Source organism: Streptomyces sp. NPDC050997 (assembly GCF_040660135.1).
GTDB lineage: Bacteria > Actinomycetota > Actinomycetes > Streptomycetales > Streptomycetaceae > Streptomyces.
Genome location: NZ_JBFAGK010000007.1, coordinates 408,806 through 430,285 on the forward strand (window position 1 = coordinate 408,806; position 21,480 = coordinate 430,285).

General features: G+C 71.7%; 14 protein-coding genes and 1 pseudogene. 7 read left to right on the forward strand and 8 right to left on the reverse strand.

Going from position 1 to position 21,480, the window contains the following annotated elements; all coding sequences use genetic code 11:
- Positions 1 to 233: 233 nt before the first annotated feature.
- The 3 genes and pseudogenes from AB0H86_RS19260 to AB0H86_RS19270 all read left to right on the forward strand — a co-directional run bounded on the left by AB0H86_RS19260 (position 234) and on the right by AB0H86_RS19270 (position 2,999).
- Positions 234 to 1,790 carry an IS200/IS605 family accessory protein TnpB-related protein gene (locus AB0H86_RS19260; RefSeq protein WP_362439492.1) on the forward strand — a complete coding sequence of 519 codons (1,557 nt, stop codon included), beginning with the start codon at positions 234 to 236 and terminating at the stop codon, positions 1,788 to 1,790.
- 21 nt (positions 1,791 to 1,811) lie between these two features.
- Positions 1,812 to 1,922 (forward strand): annotated as a pseudogene (locus AB0H86_RS19265) (hypothetical protein); the annotation flags it as partial.
- Between the two features lie 57 nt (positions 1,923 to 1,979).
- Positions 1,980 to 2,999 (forward strand): ROK family protein, encoded by a 1,020-nt coding sequence (locus tag AB0H86_RS19270; RefSeq protein WP_362439739.1) that lies wholly within the window; start codon positions 1,980 to 1,982, stop codon positions 2,997 to 2,999.
- A gap of 265 nt (positions 3,000 to 3,264) precedes the next feature.
- Here the strand turns inward: AB0H86_RS19270 and AB0H86_RS19275 are convergent, their stop codons facing one another.
- Both AB0H86_RS19275 and AB0H86_RS19280 read right to left on the reverse strand, forming a co-directional pair.
- Positions 3,265 to 4,734: an L-fucose/L-arabinose isomerase family protein gene (locus tag AB0H86_RS19275; protein ID WP_362439495.1), complete on the reverse strand. Its 1,470-nt coding sequence runs from the start codon at positions 4,732 to 4,734 to the stop codon at positions 3,265 to 3,267.
- A gap of 32 nt (positions 4,735 to 4,766) precedes the next feature.
- On the reverse strand, positions 4,767 to 6,095 hold the full coding sequence (locus AB0H86_RS19280) for an MFS transporter (RefSeq protein ID WP_362439498.1): 1,329 nt from the start codon (positions 6,093 to 6,095) through the stop codon (positions 4,767 to 4,769).
- Between the two features lie 307 nt (positions 6,096 to 6,402).
- Between AB0H86_RS19280 and AB0H86_RS19285 the strand changes: the two genes are divergently transcribed.
- The gene (locus tag AB0H86_RS19285; RefSeq protein ID WP_362439501.1) at positions 6,403 to 10,422 is read left to right on the forward strand and encodes a glycosyl hydrolase; all 4,020 of its coding nucleotides are present in this window, start codon (positions 6,403 to 6,405) and stop codon (positions 10,420 to 10,422) included.
- Between the two features lie 12 nt (positions 10,423 to 10,434).
- Here AB0H86_RS19285 and AB0H86_RS19290 read toward each other — a convergent pair whose 3' ends face one another.
- From AB0H86_RS19290 to AB0H86_RS19305, 4 genes are all read right to left on the reverse strand, one after another.
- Positions 10,435 to 11,454: a LacI family DNA-binding transcriptional regulator gene (locus tag AB0H86_RS19290; protein WP_362439742.1), complete on the reverse strand. Its 1,020-nt coding sequence runs from the start codon at positions 11,452 to 11,454 to the stop codon at positions 10,435 to 10,437.
- A 121-nt stretch (positions 11,455 to 11,575) separates the two neighbouring features.
- Complete coding sequence (locus AB0H86_RS19295) at positions 11,576 to 13,072, reverse strand: tripartite tricarboxylate transporter permease (RefSeq protein ID WP_362439504.1); 1,497 nt, start codon at positions 13,070 to 13,072, stop codon at positions 11,576 to 11,578.
- Between the two features lies 1 nt (position 13,073).
- Positions 13,074 to 13,610 (reverse strand): tripartite tricarboxylate transporter TctB family protein, encoded by a 537-nt coding sequence (locus AB0H86_RS19300; RefSeq protein ID WP_362439507.1) that lies wholly within the window; start codon positions 13,608 to 13,610, stop codon positions 13,074 to 13,076.
- The gene (locus AB0H86_RS19305; RefSeq protein ID WP_362439745.1) at positions 13,607 to 14,593 is read right to left on the reverse strand and encodes a tripartite tricarboxylate transporter substrate binding protein; all 987 of its coding nucleotides are present in this window, start codon (positions 14,591 to 14,593) and stop codon (positions 13,607 to 13,609) included. The genes AB0H86_RS19300 and AB0H86_RS19305 overlap by 4 nt, the downstream gene beginning before the upstream one ends.
- 313 nt (positions 14,594 to 14,906) lie before the next feature.
- Here AB0H86_RS19305 and AB0H86_RS19310 point away from each other — a divergent pair, with 313 nt between their 5' ends.
- The 3 genes from AB0H86_RS19310 to AB0H86_RS19320 all read left to right on the forward strand — a co-directional run bounded on the left by AB0H86_RS19310 (position 14,907) and on the right by AB0H86_RS19320 (position 19,660).
- The gene (locus AB0H86_RS19310; protein WP_362439749.1) at positions 14,907 to 16,568 is read left to right on the forward strand and encodes an ATP-binding protein; all 1,662 of its coding nucleotides are present in this window, start codon (positions 14,907 to 14,909) and stop codon (positions 16,566 to 16,568) included.
- Positions 16,565 to 17,317 carry a response regulator gene (locus AB0H86_RS19315; protein WP_362439510.1) on the forward strand — a complete coding sequence of 251 codons (753 nt, stop codon included), beginning with the start codon at positions 16,565 to 16,567 and terminating at the stop codon, positions 17,315 to 17,317. Before AB0H86_RS19310 ends, AB0H86_RS19315 begins: the two co-directional genes overlap by 4 nt.
- Positions 17,318 to 17,539: 222 nt before the next feature.
- Entirely contained in the window at positions 17,540 to 19,660 is a 2,121-nt protein-coding gene (locus AB0H86_RS19320) for a SpoIIE family protein phosphatase (protein ID WP_362439513.1), read from the forward strand.
- A 70-nt stretch (positions 19,661 to 19,730) separates the two neighbouring features.
- Here the strand turns inward: AB0H86_RS19320 and AB0H86_RS19325 are convergent, their stop codons facing one another.
- Together AB0H86_RS19325 and AB0H86_RS19330 are read right to left on the reverse strand one after the other, a co-directional pair.
- Entirely contained in the window at positions 19,731 to 20,291 is a 561-nt protein-coding gene (locus AB0H86_RS19325) for a hypothetical protein (protein WP_362439516.1), read from the reverse strand.
- A gap of 94 nt (positions 20,292 to 20,385) precedes the next feature.
- A complete protein-coding gene (locus AB0H86_RS19330) occupies positions 20,386 to 21,369 on the reverse strand; it encodes a helix-turn-helix domain-containing protein (RefSeq protein WP_362439519.1) in 984 nt (327 codons plus the stop codon).
- Between the last annotated feature and the right edge of the window lie 111 nt (positions 21,370 to 21,480).

Sequence of the window (21,480 nt, forward strand, 5' to 3'; positions counted from 1 at the left end):
ATCCACCGACGCGCTGGGCGTGTTTCTCCTGCCATGGGGTGTGCTGGCCCCGTTTCTTGAGGCGAACTGAGGTTCTTGGGTCGAATGGGTGACCTTTGGTTCTGGTGCTCGTTGAGTGCTGTGTCGGGGGCCTTGGGCCGGGTGGAGGTGAACGGGGGGTGGGCTGCGGGAGTTGGCGGCACCGTTCGTGGTGCCCGGGCCCGGCTGGGGTGGCGATCCGGGACCGGCTGCGGGTGAGCGAGTCGGACACGGCGGTGCTCGCCGAGGTGGGCACGTTCCTGGGCTCGCTGGCGGCTGAAGACCTCGCAGTACGTTCCCGGCAGGGGCTCGCGCATGATGCGGCCGGGTGGGCGGTGCGTAAGCGGGAGCTGACGGGGAGGTCGTCGGCGCGCTGGGCGGGGAGTATCACCAAGGCCACCCACGACCAGTGGGCGCTGGCGAGGCGCGGGCAGGCCGCCCACCTGGGCTGGCTGCGTACTCAGATCGCTGTGGTCGAGGCGCGACTGGCCCGGCCGCTGGGCGCCAAAGCCGACAAGCGGGCGGGACTGGTGCGCGGGTACGCCTCGCGCCGTGAGTGGCATGCCAAGTCCCGCCGTCTGCAGACCCTCAAAGACCGCCTCGCGGAGGTGGAGGCCCACTGGGCAGCGGGACGGGTGCACGTGGTGCGCGGCGGCAAACGCCTCGCCAACGCCCGCCACCACTTGGAGGCGGCCGGGCTGAGTGAGCAGGCGTGGAAGGAACGCTGGCTCGCGGAGCGGATGTTCCTGGCCGCCGACGGAGAGACGGGTAAGCGGTTCGGCAACGAGACGATCCGTGTCACCGACACCGGACACCTCTCCATCAAGCTCCCGGCACCGCTGGCCCACCTGGCCAACGCCCCGCACGGCCGGTATCTGCTGGAGGCGACCGTACGGTTCCAGCACCGGGGTGAGGAGTGGCGCGACCGAATCACCGCCAACCGGGCGGTGGCCTACCGCGTCCACCACGACACGGTGCGCGGCCGATGGTATGTCACCGCCTCGTGGCAGCGCGCCGCCGCCCCCGTCCTGCCGCTGGAAGTGGCCCTGGCCCGGGGGGTGGTGGGGGTGGACATGAACGACGACCACCTCGCAGCCTGGCGCCTGGATGTGCACGGCAACCCGGTGGGCGAACCACGCCGCTACTTCTACGACCTCACCGGCACCGCCGCGCACCGGGACGCACAGATCCGGCACGCCCTGACCCGGCTGCTGCACCACACCCAACGCAGCGGCGCGGCAGCGATCGCCATCGAGAACCTCGACTTCACTGACGGCACGAGCCGGGAGAAGCACGGCCGCAACAAGCGCTTCCGCCGGCTGCTCTCCCTCTTCCCGACGGCAAAACTCCGCGTCCGGCTGGTGTCGATGGCCGCCGAGCACGGCATCATGATCGTCGCGGTCGACCCCGCCTACACCAGCCGGTGGGGTGCCCAGCACTGGCAGCAGCCGCTGACCACACCGACTCGCACAATGTCCCGGCACGATGCGGCGAGCATCGCGGTCGGGCGACGCGCCCTCGGACACTCGATCAGGCGACGGACGACACCGCCCCACGACGACCAGAGTGATCGTAGTGGGCATCGGACCGTCCAGGCCCGACCGGAGGCCCGGCGGCGTGAGGGAACCCGCCCCCACCTGCCCGGATCGCGCACCGGATGCGCGCCGCCGGGCCGTGGAGCGAAAGCGGGCGACCAACGTGCCCAACACCGTTCGGGGCACACGGCTGAGCACGGGCCCTGGCAACAGGAGTCACTCCCGCTCAGTCTTTAGGAACGGTACAACCAGGCCGTCGTCCTGGACGGCATCCGGACCAGAGGGTCGGTGAGCCGTGTCGAACTGGCCGAGCTGACCGGCCTGACCAACCAGACCGTCTCGAACGTCGTCCGCAAGCTGCTCGACGCCGGCCTGGTCACGGAGACCGGCTACGCGCCCTCCAGCGGGGGCAAACGCCGCACTCTGCTGGCGGCCCGTCCCGAGGGGGCCTACGCGCTAGGTGTCCATCTCGACCCCGACACGGCCGTCATCGTCCTGGTCGACCTGGCCGGTGAGGCGATCGCCACCCGTCGGCTCAGGCTCACCGTCCCGAGCGAGCCGACCGACGTCGTGCGACGGGTGTCCCGCGCGGCCCTTCGGCTCGTCGACCGGTCCGCCGTGGACCCCGCCCGACTGCTCGGCCTGGGCATCGCCGCTCCCGGGCCCATCGAGGGCTCCACCGGTACGGTGATCTCCCCGCCGAACCTGCCCGGTTGGGACCGCGTCGGCCTGCTGGAGATGTTCGCCGAGGCCACCGGCATGCCCGTGGCCCTGGACAACGACGCCACCGCCGCGGCCATAGGCGAACGGTGGATCGGTGGCGAGGCCAGGGCGGGCAGCTTCCTGTTCCTCTACCTCGGCACCGGTATCGGCGCCGGCATCGTCCTCAACAACACCGTCCTGCACGGCGATTCGGGCAACGCCGGGGAGTTCGGCCATATGGCCGTCGAACCGGGGGACCGCGTCTGCCACTGCGGCGGCACCGGCTGCCTCGGCCCCTACTGCAGCCCGGCCGCGATCATCGACGACCTGCTGCGGCGCCACGGGCAGGCCGCCGCCGACCGCATCGGCCTGGCCGTCGGCCCCGACTCCCTGCACGGCGACTGGAAGTTGCTCCGCCGGGCCGCCCGCACGGGCGACCCGGCCGCCTGCGATGTCGTACGCCACGCCGCCCGTCGCATCGGACAGGCCGCCCGGGGTGCCGTCAGCCTGCTGGACGTCAGCCGCGTCATCCTCGGCGGTGAGGCGCTGCGCGGCATCGAACCCATCGTGCGGGAGGAGATCGACACGGCCGTCAACAGCACGTCGGTCGCGCGCGCCATCCGCCCCATCGCGGTCGAGCAGAGCGTGATGGGCGACACCGTCGGCGCGGTCGGTGCCGCGTCCCTCGTGCTTCACGGCAACTACACCCCGGGCTGGCGCATGCTCACCGAGGCTTCCGGCTGACCACGAAGGAGGTCTCGGGAACTCACCTCCGGCAACCGCGTGTGCGGAGCGTGGACCTTGGCGTCCTGGCTCCCGCCCCGGCCGCCCCCGCGGCTCCGGGGCCACATGCGCGGTCCGCTGGCTCGGGGCATGCCGCCCCAGGGCCCTCGGGCGAGGGCGGCCAGGGTCGCCCCGCCTTGAGCGTAGGGGGGTCGAGCCCGTAGGGCGGCGATGGCGCCGAGCTGATCGGCGACCGCACGTCGAGCTCCGCACGTCCCGGCCGTGGTCACACCTCCCGGTGGTCGATGCCGAGCAGACTCGCGGCGGCGCGGAAGTCGGCGGTGTGGTGGCCGACCGCGAGGGACCAGTGGTGGCCGACGCCCGTGGCGCTCCACGCGTCGACCCACTCGCCCGGATCACGGCCGAAGTCGACGCGGCTGGTGGTGTTGCCGATCTCCAGCAGCGGTCCCGGTACGACAGTGCCCTCGGAGGTGATGAAGGAGAGGCTGCCGTCGGCGTCCTGGCCGAGGCCGAGGAGGGTGACGGGCCCGTGCTGGACGTCGAACTCCACGCTGACGCCCCAGCCGCGCTTGCCGTGAAAGACACCCAGACCCCGCAGCAGCGGATCGCGGGCGCTGACGGCGAGGTGGGCAGGCCCGTCATGCCCCATCTCCACGACCTCGTCCTCGAAGTCGAGGGCCTGGATCTCGGTGAAGGAGCCCCCGGCACCGATGCACTGCGTGGCCAACTGGGCGACACTGGTGCGCAGTTCGTACTCACCGGCCGCGGGCACACCCCGGGCGGTGAGCAGCGAGGCGCCCAGGATCAGGCCGGCGCCGAGCCGCTCGTGCAGTTCGCCGTCGAGGCCGCGGTGGTAGTACGCGAGTGTGTCGAGGCCGAAGTCCTCGACGAGCCGGTCCAGGGCGACCGACACGGTCGCCCCCCACGCGAAGTCCTCGTCCGCCACGCTGTCGTCGACGGCGAAGACCCGCCGGGCGAGGGCCATGCGCTCACGGGTCTCCTCCTCGGTCACCTTCTCCACTCGATGCCGCAGGTCGTCGAACTCCAGCACCTCGACATGAGAGCCGAACGTCGCCGGAAGCAGCGTCAGATCGGTCGACACGTCGAGCATGCCGGGATACAGATGCCCCATCAGACCGTGCCGGCCGTGCCGAAGCGCGGCGCGGACGTGCGCGGCCCGGATCCACTGCTCGATGCGCCGCCAGGCCGACTCCTGGCGCAGCCAGCCCGACACCGACCGGAAGGGGATGCCGGCGCGGCGGAAGACGTTGCCGACCTCGGGCACCGGGCACTGTCCGCAGTACGCCAGCCAGGCGCCCGTGTCGAAGGAGGCGTGGTCCATCCGTTCGGACGGCTGGAGGTCGATGACCAGGACGGGGGTGTGTGAACGCCGGGCGATCGGCAGCACCATCGACGAGGTCAGGTAGGTCGTCAGAAACAGCACGATCAGATCGCAGTCCGCCCGCCGGAGCTCCTCGGCGGCGACTGCCCCTTCCTCGGCGTCGGAGATGAAGCCGACGTCGGTCACCTCCGCGTCCAGTCGCCGCAACCGCTCGGTGACGTACCGGGCCGACTCCCTCAACTGCGGGAGAAGATCCGGGAACTGCGGCCAGTAGGTGCCGAGCCCGCCGGCGACCAGTCCGATCCGGGTACGGCGGCGGGGCACCGGGGGCAGCAGATCGCGCAGGGCGGCGGCGCGGTCCGCGGCCAGGGTGGTGGGTTCGGTCGTTGCCATGGGCGGTGCTCCTTCGGAGGTCCGGTTCGGATTCAGGCCCGGGACACTCCCAGACCCGCCGGGGCGGCAGCGGCATCAGGGGAACGCCGGATGAGGACACGGACGATGTAGACCCCGGCGACACCCGACGCCGCCATGCAGAGGGTGATCGACCAGAGCAGCAGGGACACGCTGTACTCCATCAGGGCGGGCGTGACGAACGCGACGCCCGCGAAGACGCCTCGCGACAGGGCGTAGGTCAGGCCCTGGGTGGTGCCGCGGGTGTCCGGGGGCAGCGTGAGCTGCGACCACACCTTGTAACTGGCTTCCCCCGCAAAGGGGTTGGAGATCTGGTAGAGCACGAAGAAGACGAGCATGCCGACGAGGGCGCCTGCCGTGAGGGAGGCGATGCAGAAGGCGATGACCTGCACGATCGTGAACACGTAGAACAGCCGGTCGCGCCAGGGGGTGTCGGCGAGCCGGACGAAGACGAAGGTCAGCACCAGCGCGATCGGGAGGAAGGCCAGGTTGATCCCGGTGGCCAGGCTCTGCGAGGCGCCGCTGACCGTGACCAGCAGATAGGTGCCGAACTGGCCGAAGGTGTTGGCGCCGACGCCCCAGGTGACGTAATAGAGGAAGGTCGCGGCCATCGGCAGTAACGCGGCACGGTTCCACACGTTCTTGAGCGCGGTTCCGCGCGGGGCGGCAGGCGCGGTCGCCCCGGCCTCCACCGCGTCGGCCTCCACCGTCTCGGCCTCCACCGCGTCGTCCGACGGCTCGTCGGCGAGCTTCAGACGGGCGCGGAGCTGCCAGGTGAGCAGCGCGGCGACGGCCAGATGACCGGTGATGATCCGCGCCCCGGTCATGCCCGTGTCCGACAGGACGTAGCCGAGGAAGATGACGACGACGATGCCCAACACCCACATGACCTGTGTGAAGGACACGAGCCGGGCGCGGCCGTCGGCGGGCGCGGCGTCGGAGACCACGGCCAGGGATGTCGGCAGATCGGCTCCTGCCGCCAGGCCCGCCACGAGCACGCCGACCAGGAGCACGATGTCGTTCGGCGCCAGGGTGATGACGATCGCGCCCAGCGCGAAGCAGAGGATGTCCAGGTTGTAGACACGGCGGCGCCCGAACATGTCGGCCAGCCGTCCGCCGACGAGGGAGCCGACGGCGATGCAGCCGGTGACGATCGCACTGATCGCGCCGGCCATCCACACGCCCATGTCGTAGTGGTCCCGGTAGATGGCCAGGTTGACGGCGATGCTGACGATGAGAGCGGCGTCCAGGTACGAGGCCATGCCTGACAGGGCCGCGACCTTCCACAGGCGCTTGGGGATGGGCTGTTCCGGGTGATCCGGGGCAGTCGAAGTTCGGGCCATGATGCGACTCCGTCGTCGTCCGGGGATTGGCCTTGGTGATCTTCGATCGACGAGACCCGGCGGAGGAACACGCGGAAGGAGCGGCGGAGGGGGACGTCGCGGCTCTCGGCCGGGCAGGTCGCAGTGACTATAAGGTTCGAAAAACGTTGCAACAAGCCCCCGCGCCCACATCCGCGCAGAGAAGGGGCAGATCCTTCTCGGAGTTTCGTATCTGGTGCGAACGCCGCAGGTCGCCTACGGTGGACGTGATGTAAAACGTTTTCAGATCCGCGAGGTTGCCCGGGCCGCACTCGGAAGGACCGCATTCGTGATCTCTCCTGGACTGCGACAGCTGTTCGACGATCCGCCCCGGGACTTCGGCCCCACCCCGCTGTGGTGGTGGTCGGGTGCGAAGGTCACCAGGGAGCGCCTCGCATGGCAGATGCGCAGATTCGCGGACGGCGGCGTCCACAACCTCGTGGTGATCAACCTGGCCCCCGCCGGGCCGACCTTCGGCGCCCGGACCGACGATCCGGTGTGGTTCGGCGAGGAGTGGTGGGCCCGCTTCACCGACGCCTGCGGGATCGCCGGGGAACTCGGCACCCGCCTGTGGTTCTACGACCAGATCGGGTTCTCCGGCGCCAACGTCCAGGGCGGTGTCACCCGTCGGCACCCGCGGGCCACCGGCCGGGCGCTGCGCTCCCGCACGACGACCGTCTCCGGGGGCGCGGTCACGCTGCGGGGTTCCGAAACCCCGGTCGGGGTGTACGACCTGACGGGGCGTCGCCTGCCCATGGCCGTGGGCGCCGGCCCCGGTGCCGCCCGGGTCGAGGCCGGGGACGGGACTGAGGTGCGGTTGGTCGTCGCCGTCCCCACGGCGTTCGACTATCTGGACCCGCACGCCGTCGGCCTGCTGCTGGACGCCGTCCACCACGAGTTCGACCGGCGTGTCCCGGAGTACCTGGGCAATGTCGTCGCGGGGAGCTTCCAGGACGAGCTGCCCGGCACCAACTCCTGGAGCCACCGTTTCCCCGAGGAGTTCCGCGCCCGACGCGGTTACGACCTGCTCGACCATCTGCCGGCCCTGTTCGCCCCGGCGACAACCCCGGCGACCGCCTCGGCGGCGAAGACCCACGCCGACCACCGCGCGACTGAGGTCGACCCCCGCGCGGTCCGCGCCGACTACTACGCGGTCCGCGCCGAACTCACCGAAGAGGCCCTGTTCAGGCCGCTCGCCGCCTGGCACGAAGAACGCGGCATGCTCATCGGAGCCGACCAGAGCAACCCCGCGCGAGCGGGCTTCCCGGCCCAGTCCACGCAGATCTACACGGACTACTTCCGCACCCATCGCTGGTACGGCGCCGTCGGCAGCGACCACCACGGCGACGCCAAGGTCCACTCCTCCATGGCCCACCTCCACGGCCACGAGCGCGTCTGGATCGAGGCGTTCCACTCCTCCGGCTGGGGCGGCACCCTGGAGGACACCTACGACTGGCTGCTGCCGTTCCTGCGCAGTGGCGCCAACCTGTACAACCCGCACGCCAGTTACTTCGGCACCGCGGGAGGCTGGTTCGAGTGGGCGCCGCCGTCCACCGACTGGCGGCAGCCCTACTGGCAGCAGTACCCGGCGTTCTCCCGGGCGGTCGCCCGGATCTGCTCGATCATGTCCTGGGGCACCTACAGCGCCGACGTCGCGGTCCTGCACCCCACCGCCACGATGCAGTCCCTCATCCCGCTGGACGTGCCCGTCCAGCACTTCGGCGACGGCCGCCTCGGCGACGCTCACGCCGACGTCGACGAGACTCAGCGGCACTACCTGGACCTGTGCGGCACGAACAACTGGCTGCGACCCCGGATCGGCGAACTGGACCGGAGGGGCGTCTCCTTCGACGTCCTGGACGACGCCTCGGTGCGGTGTGCCAAGGCCGCCGACGGCGCCCTGCGCGTCAGGGACCTGGCGTACACCGCGGTCCTGCTGCCCTCGGCGAGCGTCCTGGAGGAGGAGACGGCACGCCGGTTGACGGAACTGCTCGATGCCGGCGGCCGGGTGGTGGTCGTGGGCCGGCCGCCCGCGACGGCGGCCGGGGCGGGCGGCGACGACGCCGTCGTCGCGGCGTTGGCGGCCCACCCGAGGCTGGAGTGGGCGAGTGACGCCGCGGCGGGTGCGGCGGCGGTGGCCGACGCCGCGGGCCACGTGACGGGCGATGTACCGCTGCTCGTCAGAAGGCGGGGCGACACGGCGGTCGCCCTGGTCACGGGGGCCTTCCCGGACGCCCGCACGGATCCGCCGAACGGCCTCCACGAGGTCGACCCCGCGCGCTACGCCCGCGGTTCGTCCATCACCGTACGCGCCGCGATCGCGGAGGCCGAGATCTGGAATCCGGCGACCGGCGCCCGAAGTCCGGCGCGTGTCACCGTCTTTGACGGCCTCTCGACCATCGAGGTGCCGCTGGAAGGCGCCCCCGCCGCTCTCGTCGTATGGCGCGAAGGCACACCGCCGGCCCGGACGGCGGCGCCGCACCCCGAGCCGGCGGAGACGATCGACGTCTCGGGCGGTTGGGAGGGCCGGCTGGTCCCCACCATGGACAACACCTGGGGCGACCTGGCGCTGCCCGCGGGCACGTCCGTCGACGAGCCGCAGATCTGGACCATGCGATGGACCGAGACCGACCGGACCGACGCGTACGGGGAGCTGTCGCGGGCGACATACGGCAACCGGGTGTGTGTCCTGCCTCCGGTGCCCTCCGCCCAGGCCCCCGACCCGTTGGACGCCGCCGGTGTCGAGCGGGTGCTGGCCGGGGCGGCGCCCCTGGTGCCCCCGGACGGCGGCTGGCGTGTCTCGTTGTACTCGTCGAGCCGGGGGATGCCGGACCAGGACGGTCTGCTCGGCAACAAGGGGATGGTGTCCGAGGAGTTCGTGCGCGTCCCCGTGCCCGGGTTCGGAACCGTCGCCCGGATCCGGTCGATCGTGGTGACGGACCACCGGGGTCCCGCCGATCTGCACATCGGTGCGGCGGCGGCCAAGCGGGTCTGGTGGAACGGCGAGCGGCTGGACATCGGGAGGGGCTTTCTCGCCTTCGCCCCGGTGCGGGTCACACGGTCCCGCAACGTGCTCGAGTACGAACTGGGGGACGCCGAGGACCGGCCGCTGCTGATCTCGGGTGCCGCCGGCACACCGCTGGGCAGCTACTTCTGCCTGTCCCGTCCGGACGGGTTCTCGCCGCGTCCGCAGTTCATGTGTCTGCCCGACGACGTACGACCCGACGGCGGCGTGACCTACCGCGGCCGGCTGCGCGTTGCCTCCGGCGGCGCGGCGGTGCTGGTCGTGGGCGCCGCGGTGGGCGTCACGGTCCTGCTCGACGGCTCGGTCGTAGCACGTCAGGAGAAGGTGGAGTACTACGAGTCGGACTGGGGCGCGGTGCCGATGTTCTTCCGCCACCGACTGACACTCGGGGCGGGCGAGCACGTCCTCGACGTGGTGGCCGACAGCGTCCACGCACGAGAAGCGGTCTACGTCGACTGCGTGGCCGGCGCGGAGTCCATCGCGACCGCTCTGGTCAGTGGTGCCGGATGGGAGGCCCGGACCGGCCAGTGGCGCGGACGTACGGTCGAACACGAGGGCCGGTGGGGGGAGTTGCAGCACTGCCATGCCGCGGTACGGCCGCACCCGCTGCCGGACACCGAGTGGCTCACCGGCGCACCGGAGCTCGGCACCGCCGTACTGCCGCTGCGGTCCACCGACGACATCCGCGAGCGCGCGCAGCGCTTCCGTTTCACCGTGCCCGCGGGCACCGTGTCGATGGATCTGCCGCTGGAGCTTCCGGCTCGGGTACGGGTCGGGAACGGCACCGAGAAGACGCTCGACGGGCAGGTGCTGACACTGGATCAGCCGTTGTCGGAGCCCACGGAGATCGAGTCCGTCACCGCACCCACGGCGGTGCTGCGGGGCGGCTCCGCCTGGCGCGGGCCGGTGCGTGTGCGTACCGTGCCTGCGCCGCTGCCGCTGGGGGACTGGGGCGCGCTGGGACTGGGCGGTTGGAGCGGCGGCGTGACCTACTCGCGGACCCTGGAGGTACCGGCCGGGCCTGGCCCGGTGCTGGACCTCGGGCGGGTGCGCGGCAGCGTCTCGGTCCTTGTCGACGGCGAACCCATGGGCGAGGCGTTCTGCGCGCCGTACCGCTTCGAACTCCGCGGTGCCGCCGGGCGTACCGTCCGCGTCGACGTGACCGTCCACAACACCCTGGCCCCGTATCTCGCCGAAGCCACGCCGACCGCCTGGGCCTTCCCGTCCCAGCTCGCGTCGGGGCTGCTGGGGCCCGTGACGCTCCGGATCCCCGGGTCCGCCTGACGGCGGCCGGGTTCAGGTGTCGGAAGGCGGCCGGGTCGACTCCCGTAGGACGAGGTCGGGCGCGAACACCCGGGTCCCGTGGGCGTGTTCCGCGCGGGCCTCCACCTCGTCGAGCAGCATCTCGACGGCCGCCCTGCCGAGTTCCTCGACCGGCTGCCGCACCGTCGTCAGGGTCGTCCCCACGAAGCTCGCGATGTCGAGGTCGCCGTAGCCGACCACCTGCACCTCCTCGGGAATCCGCACGCCCCGCTCACCCAGTCCACGGCACAGTCCCGCGGCGAGGAAGTCGTTGGTGCAGAAGACCCCGTCGGGCAACTCGTCGAGGCCGCTCGCGATCTCCCTGCCGTACGCCACCGTCATCTCCTCGGCGACGACCTGGCCCAGCCCCGCCGCCCGCCGACTGCGCACGGCCTGCCGGGCACCCTGGTACCGGTCGGCGCACTGCCGGATCCCGCGCTCCCCGTTCACCACGAGGATGTCCCGCGCACCGCGGTCCAGCAGATGCGATACGGCGATACGGCCTCCGGCGATGTCGTCGACGGAGACGGAGCAGCCGTCCTGGGCCGGCATCGCACGGTCCGCAAGCACCAGCGGGATGCCGCGCTCGCGCAGCCGCGTCAGCCGGGTGGGATCGGCGCTGAGCGGAACCACCACGGCCCCGACGGCCCGCTGCTCTATCAGCATGGTGAAGTAGCCCTGCTCCCGCTCGGGCGCGTCCCCGCTGTCGCAGAGCACGAGGCTGTAGCCGTGCTCGTACGCCGCGTCCGCCGCGCCCCGTGCGATACGTGAGTAGAACGAGTTGGCGACGTCGGGCAGCACCAGACCGATCGAGGAGGAGTGCCCGGTCCGCAGGCCGGCGGCTCCCGGGTGGGGAACGTAGTCGAGCGCGGCGACCACGTCCCGGACCCGCTCGGCGGTGCGGGCGTTGACGCGCTCGGGCCGGTTGAGGACGTTCGACACCGTCGACACCGAGACCCCCGCGGCGGCGGCGACGTCCTGGATACGGGCGGGGCGAACCGGAACGGCGTCCACCCCCCTCGCTGCGGCAGCCGTGCGACCAGGCACGACGCGGTCTCTCATGGGCGGCGCCAGTCTACCCCGACCATCCGTAAATCGTTTTACGGGAGGTGGTGGTCGCCGCGGTGCGAACCGATCAGGCCTCCGCGCGGCCGCGTGTCCCGAGCCGCTTCAGCAGAGGCCAGGCCAGCAGCACCGCGACCACCGCGTACACGGTCACCGCGAAAGGCGTGTCGACCAGACCGGACACACTGCCGTCGCTGATCTGTAGAGCCCGCCGCAGCTGTTGTTCGGCGTTCGGGCCGAGGATGACGCCGATGACGGCGGGCAGGATCGGCAGGCCGTAGCGCCGCATGCCGAAGCCGATCAGGCCGATGACCAGGAGGATCACCAGGTCGACGACCTCGCCGCCGACCGCGTACGCGCCGACCGCCGCGAAGAACATGATCCCGGCGTACAGGTACGGTCGCGGGATCCGCAGCAGCTTGGCCCACACCGGAGCCAGCGGCAGGTTGAGCGCGAGCAGCAGCACCATGCCGACGAAGAGCGACGCGATCAGACCCCACACCAGGTCCGGTTCACGTTCGAAGAGGAGCGGACCCGGCTGGATGCCGTACTGCTGGAAGGCGGCCAGCATGACCGCCGCGACCGCCGTGGTGGGCAGGCCGAGGGTCAGCATGGACACCAGCGTGCCCGCGGCCGACGCGGACGCGGCCGACTCCGGTCCGGCCACGCCCTCGATGGCGCCCTTGCGGCCCCAGTCGTCCGGGTGCTTCGACAGGCGTTTCTCCGTGACGTAGGACAGGAAGGTGGGGATCTCGGCGCCGCCCGCCGGAATCGCGCCGAACGGGAAGCCGATGAACGGGCCGCGCAGCCACGACTTCCAGGTCCGCCGCACATCCTCCCGGCCGAGCCACGGGCGTCCCACCGGGATCGGCTCGGCCGGCAGGCGCCGCAGATGGGCGGCGACCCACAGGGCCTCGCCGATCGCGAACAGGCCGACCGCGACGATCACCACGTCGATGCCGTCGGCGAGTTGGAGGGAACCGAAGGTCAGCCGTTGCTGGCCGGTCATCTGGTCCAGGCCCACCAGACCCAGCGTGAGACCGATGAGCAGGGACGCGAGACCGCGGACGCGGGACGAACCCAGCACGGACGTCACGGCGATGAACGCCAGCACCATGATGGCGAAGTAGTCCGGCGCGCCGATGTCCACCGCCAGGTCGGCGACCGTCGGGGCGAGCGCGACCAGCAGGGTCGTGCCGATCAGCCCGCCCGCGAAGTGGCCGATGGCTGCGGCCGCGAGCGCCTGCGCGCCACGACCCGACTTGGCCATCGGATTGCCCTCCATGGCGGCGACCACGGCGGCACTCTCACCTGGGGTGTTGAGCAGGATCGAGGTCGTCGAGCCGCCGAACATCGCCCCGTAGTAGATGCCCGCGAACATGATGAACGCGCCGGTCGGATCGAGTCCGTACGTCACGGGCAGCAGCAGCGCGACCGCCATCGCGGGCCCGATGCCGGGCAGTACACCGATCGCGGTGCCCAGCAGCACACCGATGGCGGCCCACAGCAGGTTGATCGGTGTCAGGGCCGTACCGAAGCCGTCCATCAGGGAGTTGAAGGCGTTCATGTCACAGCGCTCCCATCAGCGGGCCGCCGGGCAGCGGTACTCCGAGAAGGTTGTTGAAGAGGGCGTAGGTGACGAGGGAGAGGACGGCCGCGATGAGCGGGTCCCGGTCGAGGCGGCGGCTGCCGAGCGCGAACGCGGCTCCCCAGAAGAGCAGCGCGCCCGCGACGGGAAAACCGACGGGTTCGATGAGGACGGCCGCGCCGAGGAACACGCCGGTGAGCAGCAACACCGTGCGCCAGTCCGCGGGTTCGGAGAGGTCGATGTCCTCGCCGGTCTCGGCCTGGCCACGGCCGCCGCGCAGTACGTCGACGGCGAGCAGGGCGGCGATGACGAGCAGCCCGATACCGACGACGACCGGTACCGTCTTCGGTCCGACGGGCCCGCGCTGGGTGATGTCGACGTCCATGGTGAGCGCGTCCGTCAGGACCAGCACGCCGAGCGCCAACAGCAGGACGCAGACGCCGAGTTCGGAGTGCTCGTGCAACCAGGAGCGGCGCTGCGCCGGCTCGCTCCGGGGGATGTCCGTCTGTGTCGTCACAGTCCAAGCTCCTTCAGCACCGAAACCACGCGCTTGTCCTGGGCGTCCAGGAAGTCGCTGAACTTCTCGCCGGTCAGGAACGCGTCGTCCCAGCCGTTCTGCTGAAGGGACTTCTTCCACTCGGGGGAGTCGTGCAACTTCTCCACGAGGCGTACGAGCTTGTCGCGCTCGGCGCCGGAGAGGCCGGGCGGGGCCACGATGCCGCGCCAGTTGGTGAAGTCGACGTCGTAGCCGGACTCCTTGAGCGTGGGCGCGTCGTCGAGTTCGTCGACGCGTTCGGGGCCGGTGACCGCGAGCACCCGCAGCTCGCCCGCCTTGATCTGGTCGAGGTACTCGCCGACGCCGGACACCCCGAAGGCGACCTTGTCGCCGAGGATCGAGGCGAGCAACTCGCCGCCGCCGTCGAAGGGGATGTAGTTGACGTCCTTCGGCGCGATGTCGGCGGCCTGCGCCATCAGCATCGGCGCGAGATGGTCCGGCCCGCCGGGCGAGGAGCCGCCGCCCACCGGGAGCTTGCCGGGTTTCGCCTGCCAGGCGTCGATCAGCTCGTCGATGTTTCGGTACGGGGAGTCCTTGGCGACCACGACGACGTCCTGCTCCTCGGTGAGCCGGGCGATCGGGGTGGTGTCGTCGAGTGTCTTGGGAGCGTGGTTGGAGCGGGCGGCGCCCACCACGCCGAGACCCATCGACATGGCGAGCTTGCCGTTGCCGTGCTCGCTCACCAGTCGGCTGAGCCCTACGGTGCCGCCGGCGCCGGGCAGGTTGAACACCTCGATGTTGTGCGTGAGTCCGGCGTCCTCGGCGTTCTTGGCGGCCGTCCGGGCCGTGATGTCGTAGCCGCCGCCGGGCGTGTTGGGGACCATGAGGCGCAGGCCCGGGATCTGGGTGCCCGTCGCGGCGTCGCTGCCTGCCGTGAGCAGCGGAGGCCCGACGAGTACGAGCACGGCGGCTCCGAGCAGGGCGAAGGGGGTGCGCAGGCGCACGAGTGCCACCACCTGTCGGTACGTCTTTGAGGAACGGGGGAAGCCCTGTGGGGAGGGTGACGTGGGCCACATGTTGCCCGCGCGTCGAGGGCCTGTCTCTCTTCCGGAACCAACGGAGCTTGTGGTCTTTGCGGTCACCGCGCGTCAGGTGGGGGTGTGCCGCTCTGGGGCCGCTCTGCGTGCCGCTCTCTTCGTCCGTCCCATCGCCGGTCTCTTCGCCGGTCTCTTTCCTTGGCCACAGGTGAGCGACATGATGGGCGCCCCGGCCCCATGAGCCGCCGCCGTCGTGTCGTCACGAGAGATTGAGTCCGTCGTGGTCGCCTCCTTCCGTCGCCAGACCCTCGCGGGGGAGATGCTGGTCCTCCAGCTCGCCATCGTCGTGGTGGTGCTGCTGGCGGTCGCCGCCGTCTCGCTGGCCCAGTCGGAGGCCACGTTCAACCGCGTCGAGGGCCGCCGGGTCGGCGCGCTGGCCGAGCAGCTCGCCGCCACCCCCCTCGTACGCAGCCAGCTGGTGGGGCCCGCGCCGCAGGAGGCCCTGGCTCCGCTGGTGAACTCCACGCAGACACAGTCCGGGGTCACCTCGGTGACGGTGGCGGACGCCGACGGCCGGATCGTCAGCTCCACGAACCCCACGGCGATCGGCGACCGGCTGCCGCTGGGCGGGGGCGCCGCCGAGGGCCGGGGCTGGTCCGGCTCACTGACCCTGGACGACAGCCGCGAACTCGTCGCCCAGGTGCCGGTACTCGGCGCGACCAGGGAGAACCTCGGACAGCACCTGGGCACCGTGATGATCGGCGAAGCCGACCCGACGGTGTGGCAGCGCCTCAGCGGAGCGTCCTCGTACCTGCTCGCCTATCTCGGCATCGCCAGCGGCCTCGGCCTGGTCGGCTCCTGGCTGCTGGCCCGGCGCGTCAAACGGCAGACCCTCGGCCTGGAACCACGCGAGATCGCCGGCCTCGCCGAGCATCGCGAGGCGATGCTGTACGGACTCGCCGAGGGAGTGATCGCCCTGGACCCGCAGCACCGGCTCACCCTCGTCAACGACATGGGCCGGCGCCTGCTCGACCTGCCCGAGGACTGCGAGGGCCACAGCCTGGCCGAACTCGACATCGAGGGACGGCTGCGGGACGTCCTGGTGGGTGACCGGGAGGGCGCGACCGGTCGGCGCGACGAGGTCGTCGTCCGCCACGGCCGGGTGCTGGTGATGAACCGGATGACGGTCACCAAGGACGGCCGCCCGCTCGGCTCGGTCACCACTCTGCGGGACCGCACCGAACTCGCCCGGCTGGAGCGGGAGATCGGATCGTTCCGCAGCTCCTCCGAGCTTCTGCGCGCCCAGGCCCACGAGTTCGCCAATCAGCTGCACACCATCTCGGGACTGATCCAGATCGGTGAACAGGACGAAGTCGTGTGCTACATCCGCGCGTTGAACCAGCGTCGGCAGTCCCTGGACGTCACCCTCAGCCGCCGGGTCCGTGACACCGCGGTCGCCGCCCTCCTCATGGCGAAGTCGTCCCTGGCCGCCGAACGGAAGGTCAGCCTGCGGATCTCGGAGAGCACAGCCCTCGACCGGCTCGCCCCGGAGGACGCCGCCGATGTGGCGACCGTGGTGGGAAACCTCGTCGACAACGCCGTGGACGCCGCGTCCGTCGCCGCCGCCCTGCGTGAACCCGACGACCGCGAGGCCTGGGTCGAGGTCGAACTGCGGCAGGACGCGTCCAGCGTGGAGATCGTGGTCCGTGACTCCGGGCCCGGCGTCGCACCGGAACTCGCCCGGGAGGTGTTCTCGCACGGCTTCACCACCAAGGCCGCCCAGGAGGGCGAACGCGGCATCGGTCTGGCGCTCACCCGTCTGGTCTGCGAGCGTCACGGGGGTGAGATCTCGGTGACCAACACCCCGGACGGGGCCATGTTCACCGCACGCATGACCGTCGGCCACCTCACCGACGTGGTGGCGGAAGGAGCGAGAGGATGAACGGGGCGCCCGGTGGGTCCGACACGTCTGCCACGTCCGACGCGATCGGCGTTCTCGTGGTCGACGACGACTTCATGGTGGCCAGGGTCCACCGCACCTTCGTGGAGCGCGTCGAGCGGTTCCGGGTCATGGGTGTCGCCCACACCGGCGAACAGGCCGCCCGGGCCGTCGACGAACTACGCCCCGACCTCGTCCTGCTCGACCTGTATCTGCCGGACGTCTTCGGCCTGGACCTCATTCCCCGGCTGCGCGCCGCCGGGCACGACTGCGACGTCATGGTCATCAGCGCCGCACGGGAAGCCGACACGGTCCGAGGCGCCGTTCGGCACGGCGTCGTCGACTATCTCCTCAAGCCGTTCGAGTTCGAGGAACTGCGTGCCCGGCTGGAGCGCTACGCCCAGCAGCGCGGCCGTCTGCTCGCCGCCGTCGTACGCGGCCAGGCCGACGTGGACCGGGTGCTGGCCGGAGCGAGCGGGCCGGCGTCGACGGCCGGTGTGCTGCCCAAGGGCATGAGCGTGGAGACCGCCGAGCTGGTCGATCGCGCGCTGCGCGGCACGGAGGGCACCCTGTCCGCCGCCGAGTGCGCGACCTCGGTCGGTATCTCCCGGGTCAGTGCCCGCCGCTACCTGGAGTACTTCCACACCATCGGCAGCGCCGAGGTGTCCCTGCGCTACGGGGTCACGGGCCGGCCGGAACGCCGCTACCGGTTCTGCGGACAGCCCGCGCGTCTGCGCCCGGCCCAGCCGTGACATGTGGGACGGCTGCCGGGATCCGCTGAGCCTGGGTGGCCTGGGTGGCCTGGGTGGCCTGAGTGACCCGGGTGATCCGGGTGACCTCTGAGATGGCGACCGCGGTCTCCTAGCCATGGCCGGCGCCGGCCTTCCACCCGCGCAGGACGGGTGTGCCGACCGCTCCCCGGGGCGTAGCGTCCTCGTAGGGGTGTACCACCCCGGTGAGGCTGGAGGTGCCTCGTGGCCAGCGCGGGTGATCCGGCCACCGGCAGCGGTGAGCTGGATGCCGAGTTCGCGGAGACGGTGCGCGGGACCGGCGCGTCCGTCGGCGCTCTCTACCTGCTCGCTCCGGACGAGCGGTTGTTGTGTCTGGACGTGCTGTGCGGGGCGCCGGCGGAGTTCGCGGCACCGTGGGCGACCATATCGATGGCCGCTCCGGCACCGGTCGCTGTCGCGGTCCGTGAGCAACGTGTGGTCTGGGTGGGCAGCCAGGAGGAGATGGCCCGCTCCTATCCGCGCACCGCGATGGTGCTTCCCTACCCGTTGGCCTTGGTCGCCGCGCCGGTCACCGGCGCCCGGCGATGGGGTGCGCTGCTGCTGATGTGGCCGGCCACCCGCCCGCCGTACATGACCGGACGGGAGCGGGGACACATCGCGTCCAGATGCGGGCGCCTGGCCCGGCTGCTGGAGGAAGCCGTCGAGCACGGCAGGTCACCGGCCGACGACGACAGGCCTCGCGTCGTCCCCGCCACCACCGGCCGCCGGCCCGCGAGTCCCGTGATGGCCGCCGCCGACTTCGCGGAGCGCCTGCCCGGCGGAAGCTGCGCCGTGGACCTGGAGGGGCGCTTCACCTACCTCAGCTCCGGTGCCTGCGACCTCCTGGGCCGCGAGGCCGGTCGGCTGCTGGGCACCTTGCCGTGGCAGTCCCTGCGCTGGCTCGACGAACCCACCTACGAGGACCGCTACCGTGCCGCGGTGATCAGCCGTGAGCCCGTTTCGTTCACCGCGTGCCGCCCGCCGGACCGATGGCTGGAGTTCCACCTCTACCCGGACGCCAGCGGCATCAGTGTCCGTATCGTGCCCAGAGGCGCACAGCCCCCTCCCGTACCGGGGTCCCGCCGGTCCGCGAGCACCGTCGCACCGGCCCGCGCGGGACAGCTCTACCAGCTCACCCACCTGGCCGCCGCACTGACCGAGGTCGTCGGCGTCCAGGACGTCATCGCCCTGGTCGCCGACCAGATCATGCCCGCCTTCGGCGCCCAGGGCCTGGTCCTGTCCACCGCCGACGCCGGCCGGCTGCGGATCACCGGCTACCGCGGCTACGCCCCCCACACCATCGAGCGTCTCGACGGCCTGCCCCTCGACACCGACTTCACGCCGGCCGGTCACGTCCTGGACAGCGGCATCCCCACGTTCTTCTCCGACCCCGAGGAGATGCGCCGCGTCTATCCCGAGGCGTCGCAGACCAGCGGCAAGCAGGCCTGGGCGTTCCTGCCGCTGATCGTCTCCGGCCGGCCTGTCGGCTGCTGCGTCCTGTCCTACGGCGCCCCCCATGTGTTCCCGTCCGAGGAACGCGCCGTCATGACGTCGCTCGCCGGGCTCATCGCCCAGGCCCTCGACCGCGCCCGCCTGTACGACACCAAGCACGAGCTCGCCCACGGCCTCCAACAGGCACTGCTGCCGCGCACCCTTCCCCAGATCAACGGTCTGCGAGTGGCCGCCCGCTACCTGCCCGCCACCCGCGGCATGGACATCGGAGGGGACTTCTACGACCTGATCCGGCTCGGTGACGCCGCCGCCGCGGCCGTCATCGGCGACGTGCAGGGCCACAACGTGGCCGCCGCCGCGCTGATGGGGCAGGTCCGTACCGGTGTCCACGCCCACGCGACCCTCGGCACGGCTCCCGACCAGGTCCTCTACGGAACCAACCGGCTCCTGACCGACCTCGGCCCCGACCTGTTCACCAGCTGCCTCTACGCCCACCTCGACTTCGCCCGCCGAAGCGTGACCCTGGCCAGCGCCGGCCACCCGCCGCCCCTGCTGCGCCTCCCCGACGGCGACACCCGGCCCGTCGACGTCCCGCCCGGCCCGCTCCTGGGAATCGACAACGACGCGGTCTTCCCCCTGACCGAGATCCCGCTCACCCCGGGGCTGATGCTCGCCTTCTACACCGACGGCCTCGTGGAGGCACCGGGCGTCGACCTCGACGACTCCATCGCCCACCTCGCCCACCATCTGGCCGGCGCCGACGACCGGGACCTGGACGTGCTCGTCGACGACCTGCTGAGGAAGGCCAGTGCGACCGAGCAGCGCAGGGACGACATCGCACTCCTCGTGCTGCACCACGAGCCGGGCCGCTGAGAGCGGAGGCGACCCGGCGGTCCGGGCGTCGGGTCAGGAAGGTCCCCGAGGGCGTGCACCGGGCGTCGGGTCAGGAGGATGTCCGGGGGCCTTCGTCGCCTTCGGCCGTGTCCGGGGTGTCGGTCGGCTGGAAGGTCTGCGTGATCTGTCGCTGGCGCAGCCGCTCCAGCGTGTCCCGCTGCCGTTGGGCGCGTTCGAGCAGGTTGTCGAGCCGCCGGGGATCGAGGCGGTGGTCGGCGTCGGCCAGCCGACGCAGCGTGCGCCAGCCGGCGGCCTTCCCCTCCACGCCCAGACGCAGCAGCTCCAGCTCCAGCATGGGGGCGAGCGGTGATCGGCGGACGATCCGGCCGTTGGCCTTGAGGCGCCCCGCCCGCTCGGCCAGATGACCGGCGGCGATCTTGTAGCGGCGTACGGGGACATCCAGCCCCCGCATGATCTCCAACAGGCCCGCCCGGTCCTCGGCGATCTCGTCGGCGATCGGGCGCAGGGCGTCGGCGAGCGCCGGGTCCCGTTCGGACTCGGCCTTGGTCAGCGTCCGCGCCCGGTCCACGCCGAGCGCGGCTCCGGCGAGGTGATCGTTGAGGTAGATACCGAGCAGGTCGTTGTCGGTCCGGTTCGGGCGGTCGTCCATGTGTCTCTCCCATCGCGATCGGCGGCGCGGCGGAGACGTCCGACACGCTGCCGAGTACCCCGAGACGTGGTGCCGAGTACCCCGAAAGGCCTGGTCACACTCCGTGGCGGTGGTGCCGGCCGTATGCCGGGTCCGGCCGGGTCCGTGAGCGGAAGGTGCGGCGGTAGGTGTCCGGGGGGACGCCGACCGTGCGGTTGAAGTGTCGGCGCAGCGTCGTGGCGGTGCCCATGCCGGTGGCTGACGCGATGGCGTCGACACCTTCGTCGGTGGTCTCCAGCAGCTCCTGGGCACGCCGGATCCGCTGGGTGAGCAGCCACTGCAGCGGGGTGGTCCCGGTCGCCGCCCTGAAGTGGCGGCCCAGATTGCGCGAGCTCATCCGCGCCTGACGGGCCAGGTCCTCCACGGTCAGCGGCTGGTCGAGGCGGTCGATCACCCACGGCAACAGCGCGGCCAGCGGATGGTCGTCCCGGGTGGGCACCGGGGCGGCGACGAACTGGGCCTGGCCGCCGGCCCGGTGCGGCGGCACGACCAGACGGCGGGCGACGGCGTTGGCGACCGACGAACCGTGGTCGAGGCGGACGAGGTGCAGGCACAGATCCAGCGCGGCGGCCTTGCCGGCGGAGGTGAGCACGCTGCCGTTGTCCACGTAGAGCACGTCCGGGTCGACCTCCACCCGGGGATGGCGGGTGGCCAGGACCTCGGTGTGCGCCCAGTGCGTGGTCGCGCGTCTCCCGTCCAGCAGACCGGCGGCCGCCAGCACGAACGCGCCCGTGCACAGGGAGGCCACGCGCGCTCCCGCCTCGTGGGCCGCCCGCACCGCGTCGATCAGGTCGGCGGGCGGGTCCTCGTCGACATCCGCCCAGCCAGGAACGATCACGGTGTCGGCGCGCGCCAGCCGGTCGAGCCCGTGGTCGGGTTCCAGCCGGAACCGGCCGACCCGCACGGCGTCCGACCCGCAGACGGCGAGGTCGTACCAGGGAACGGCCACGCCGGCCGGAGCGGCGTCGAACACCTCGTACGCCACGGAGAGTTCGAAGTGCAGCATCCCGTCCGTGACGGCCAGCGCGACAGTGTTCATGTCCGGAACTGTACGGGGCATGGCGTTCCAGACACTCACCGCGAGGCCTCGGCCCGCGTCAGGATGTCCGCAGTGGATCAAGCGGTCGACCAGGTCGGCCGGAAGATCCAC

Excerpts from the sequence above, each read along its gene's own strand:
- AB0H86_RS19325 (WP_362439516.1), bottom strand. The coding sequence starts at position 20,291 with ATGGACGACCGCCCGAACCGGACCGACAACGACCTGCTCGGTATCTAC.
- AB0H86_RS19295 (WP_362439504.1), bottom strand. The coding sequence starts at position 13,072 with ATGAACGCCTTCAACTCCCTGATGGACGGCTTCGGTACGGCCCTGACA.
- AB0H86_RS19280 (WP_362439498.1), bottom strand. The coding sequence starts at position 6,095 with ATGGCCCGAACTTCGACTGCCCCGGATCACCCGGAACAGCCCATCCCC.
- AB0H86_RS19315 (WP_362439510.1), top strand. The coding sequence starts at position 16,565 with ATGAACGGGGCGCCCGGTGGGTCCGACACGTCTGCCACGTCCGACGCG.
- AB0H86_RS19330 (WP_362439519.1), bottom strand. The coding sequence starts at position 21,369 with ATGAACACTGTCGCGCTGGCCGTCACGGACGGGATGCTGCACTTCGAA.
- AB0H86_RS19275 (WP_362439495.1), bottom strand. The coding sequence starts at position 4,734 with ATGGCAACGACCGAACCCACCACCCTGGCCGCGGACCGCGCCGCCGCC.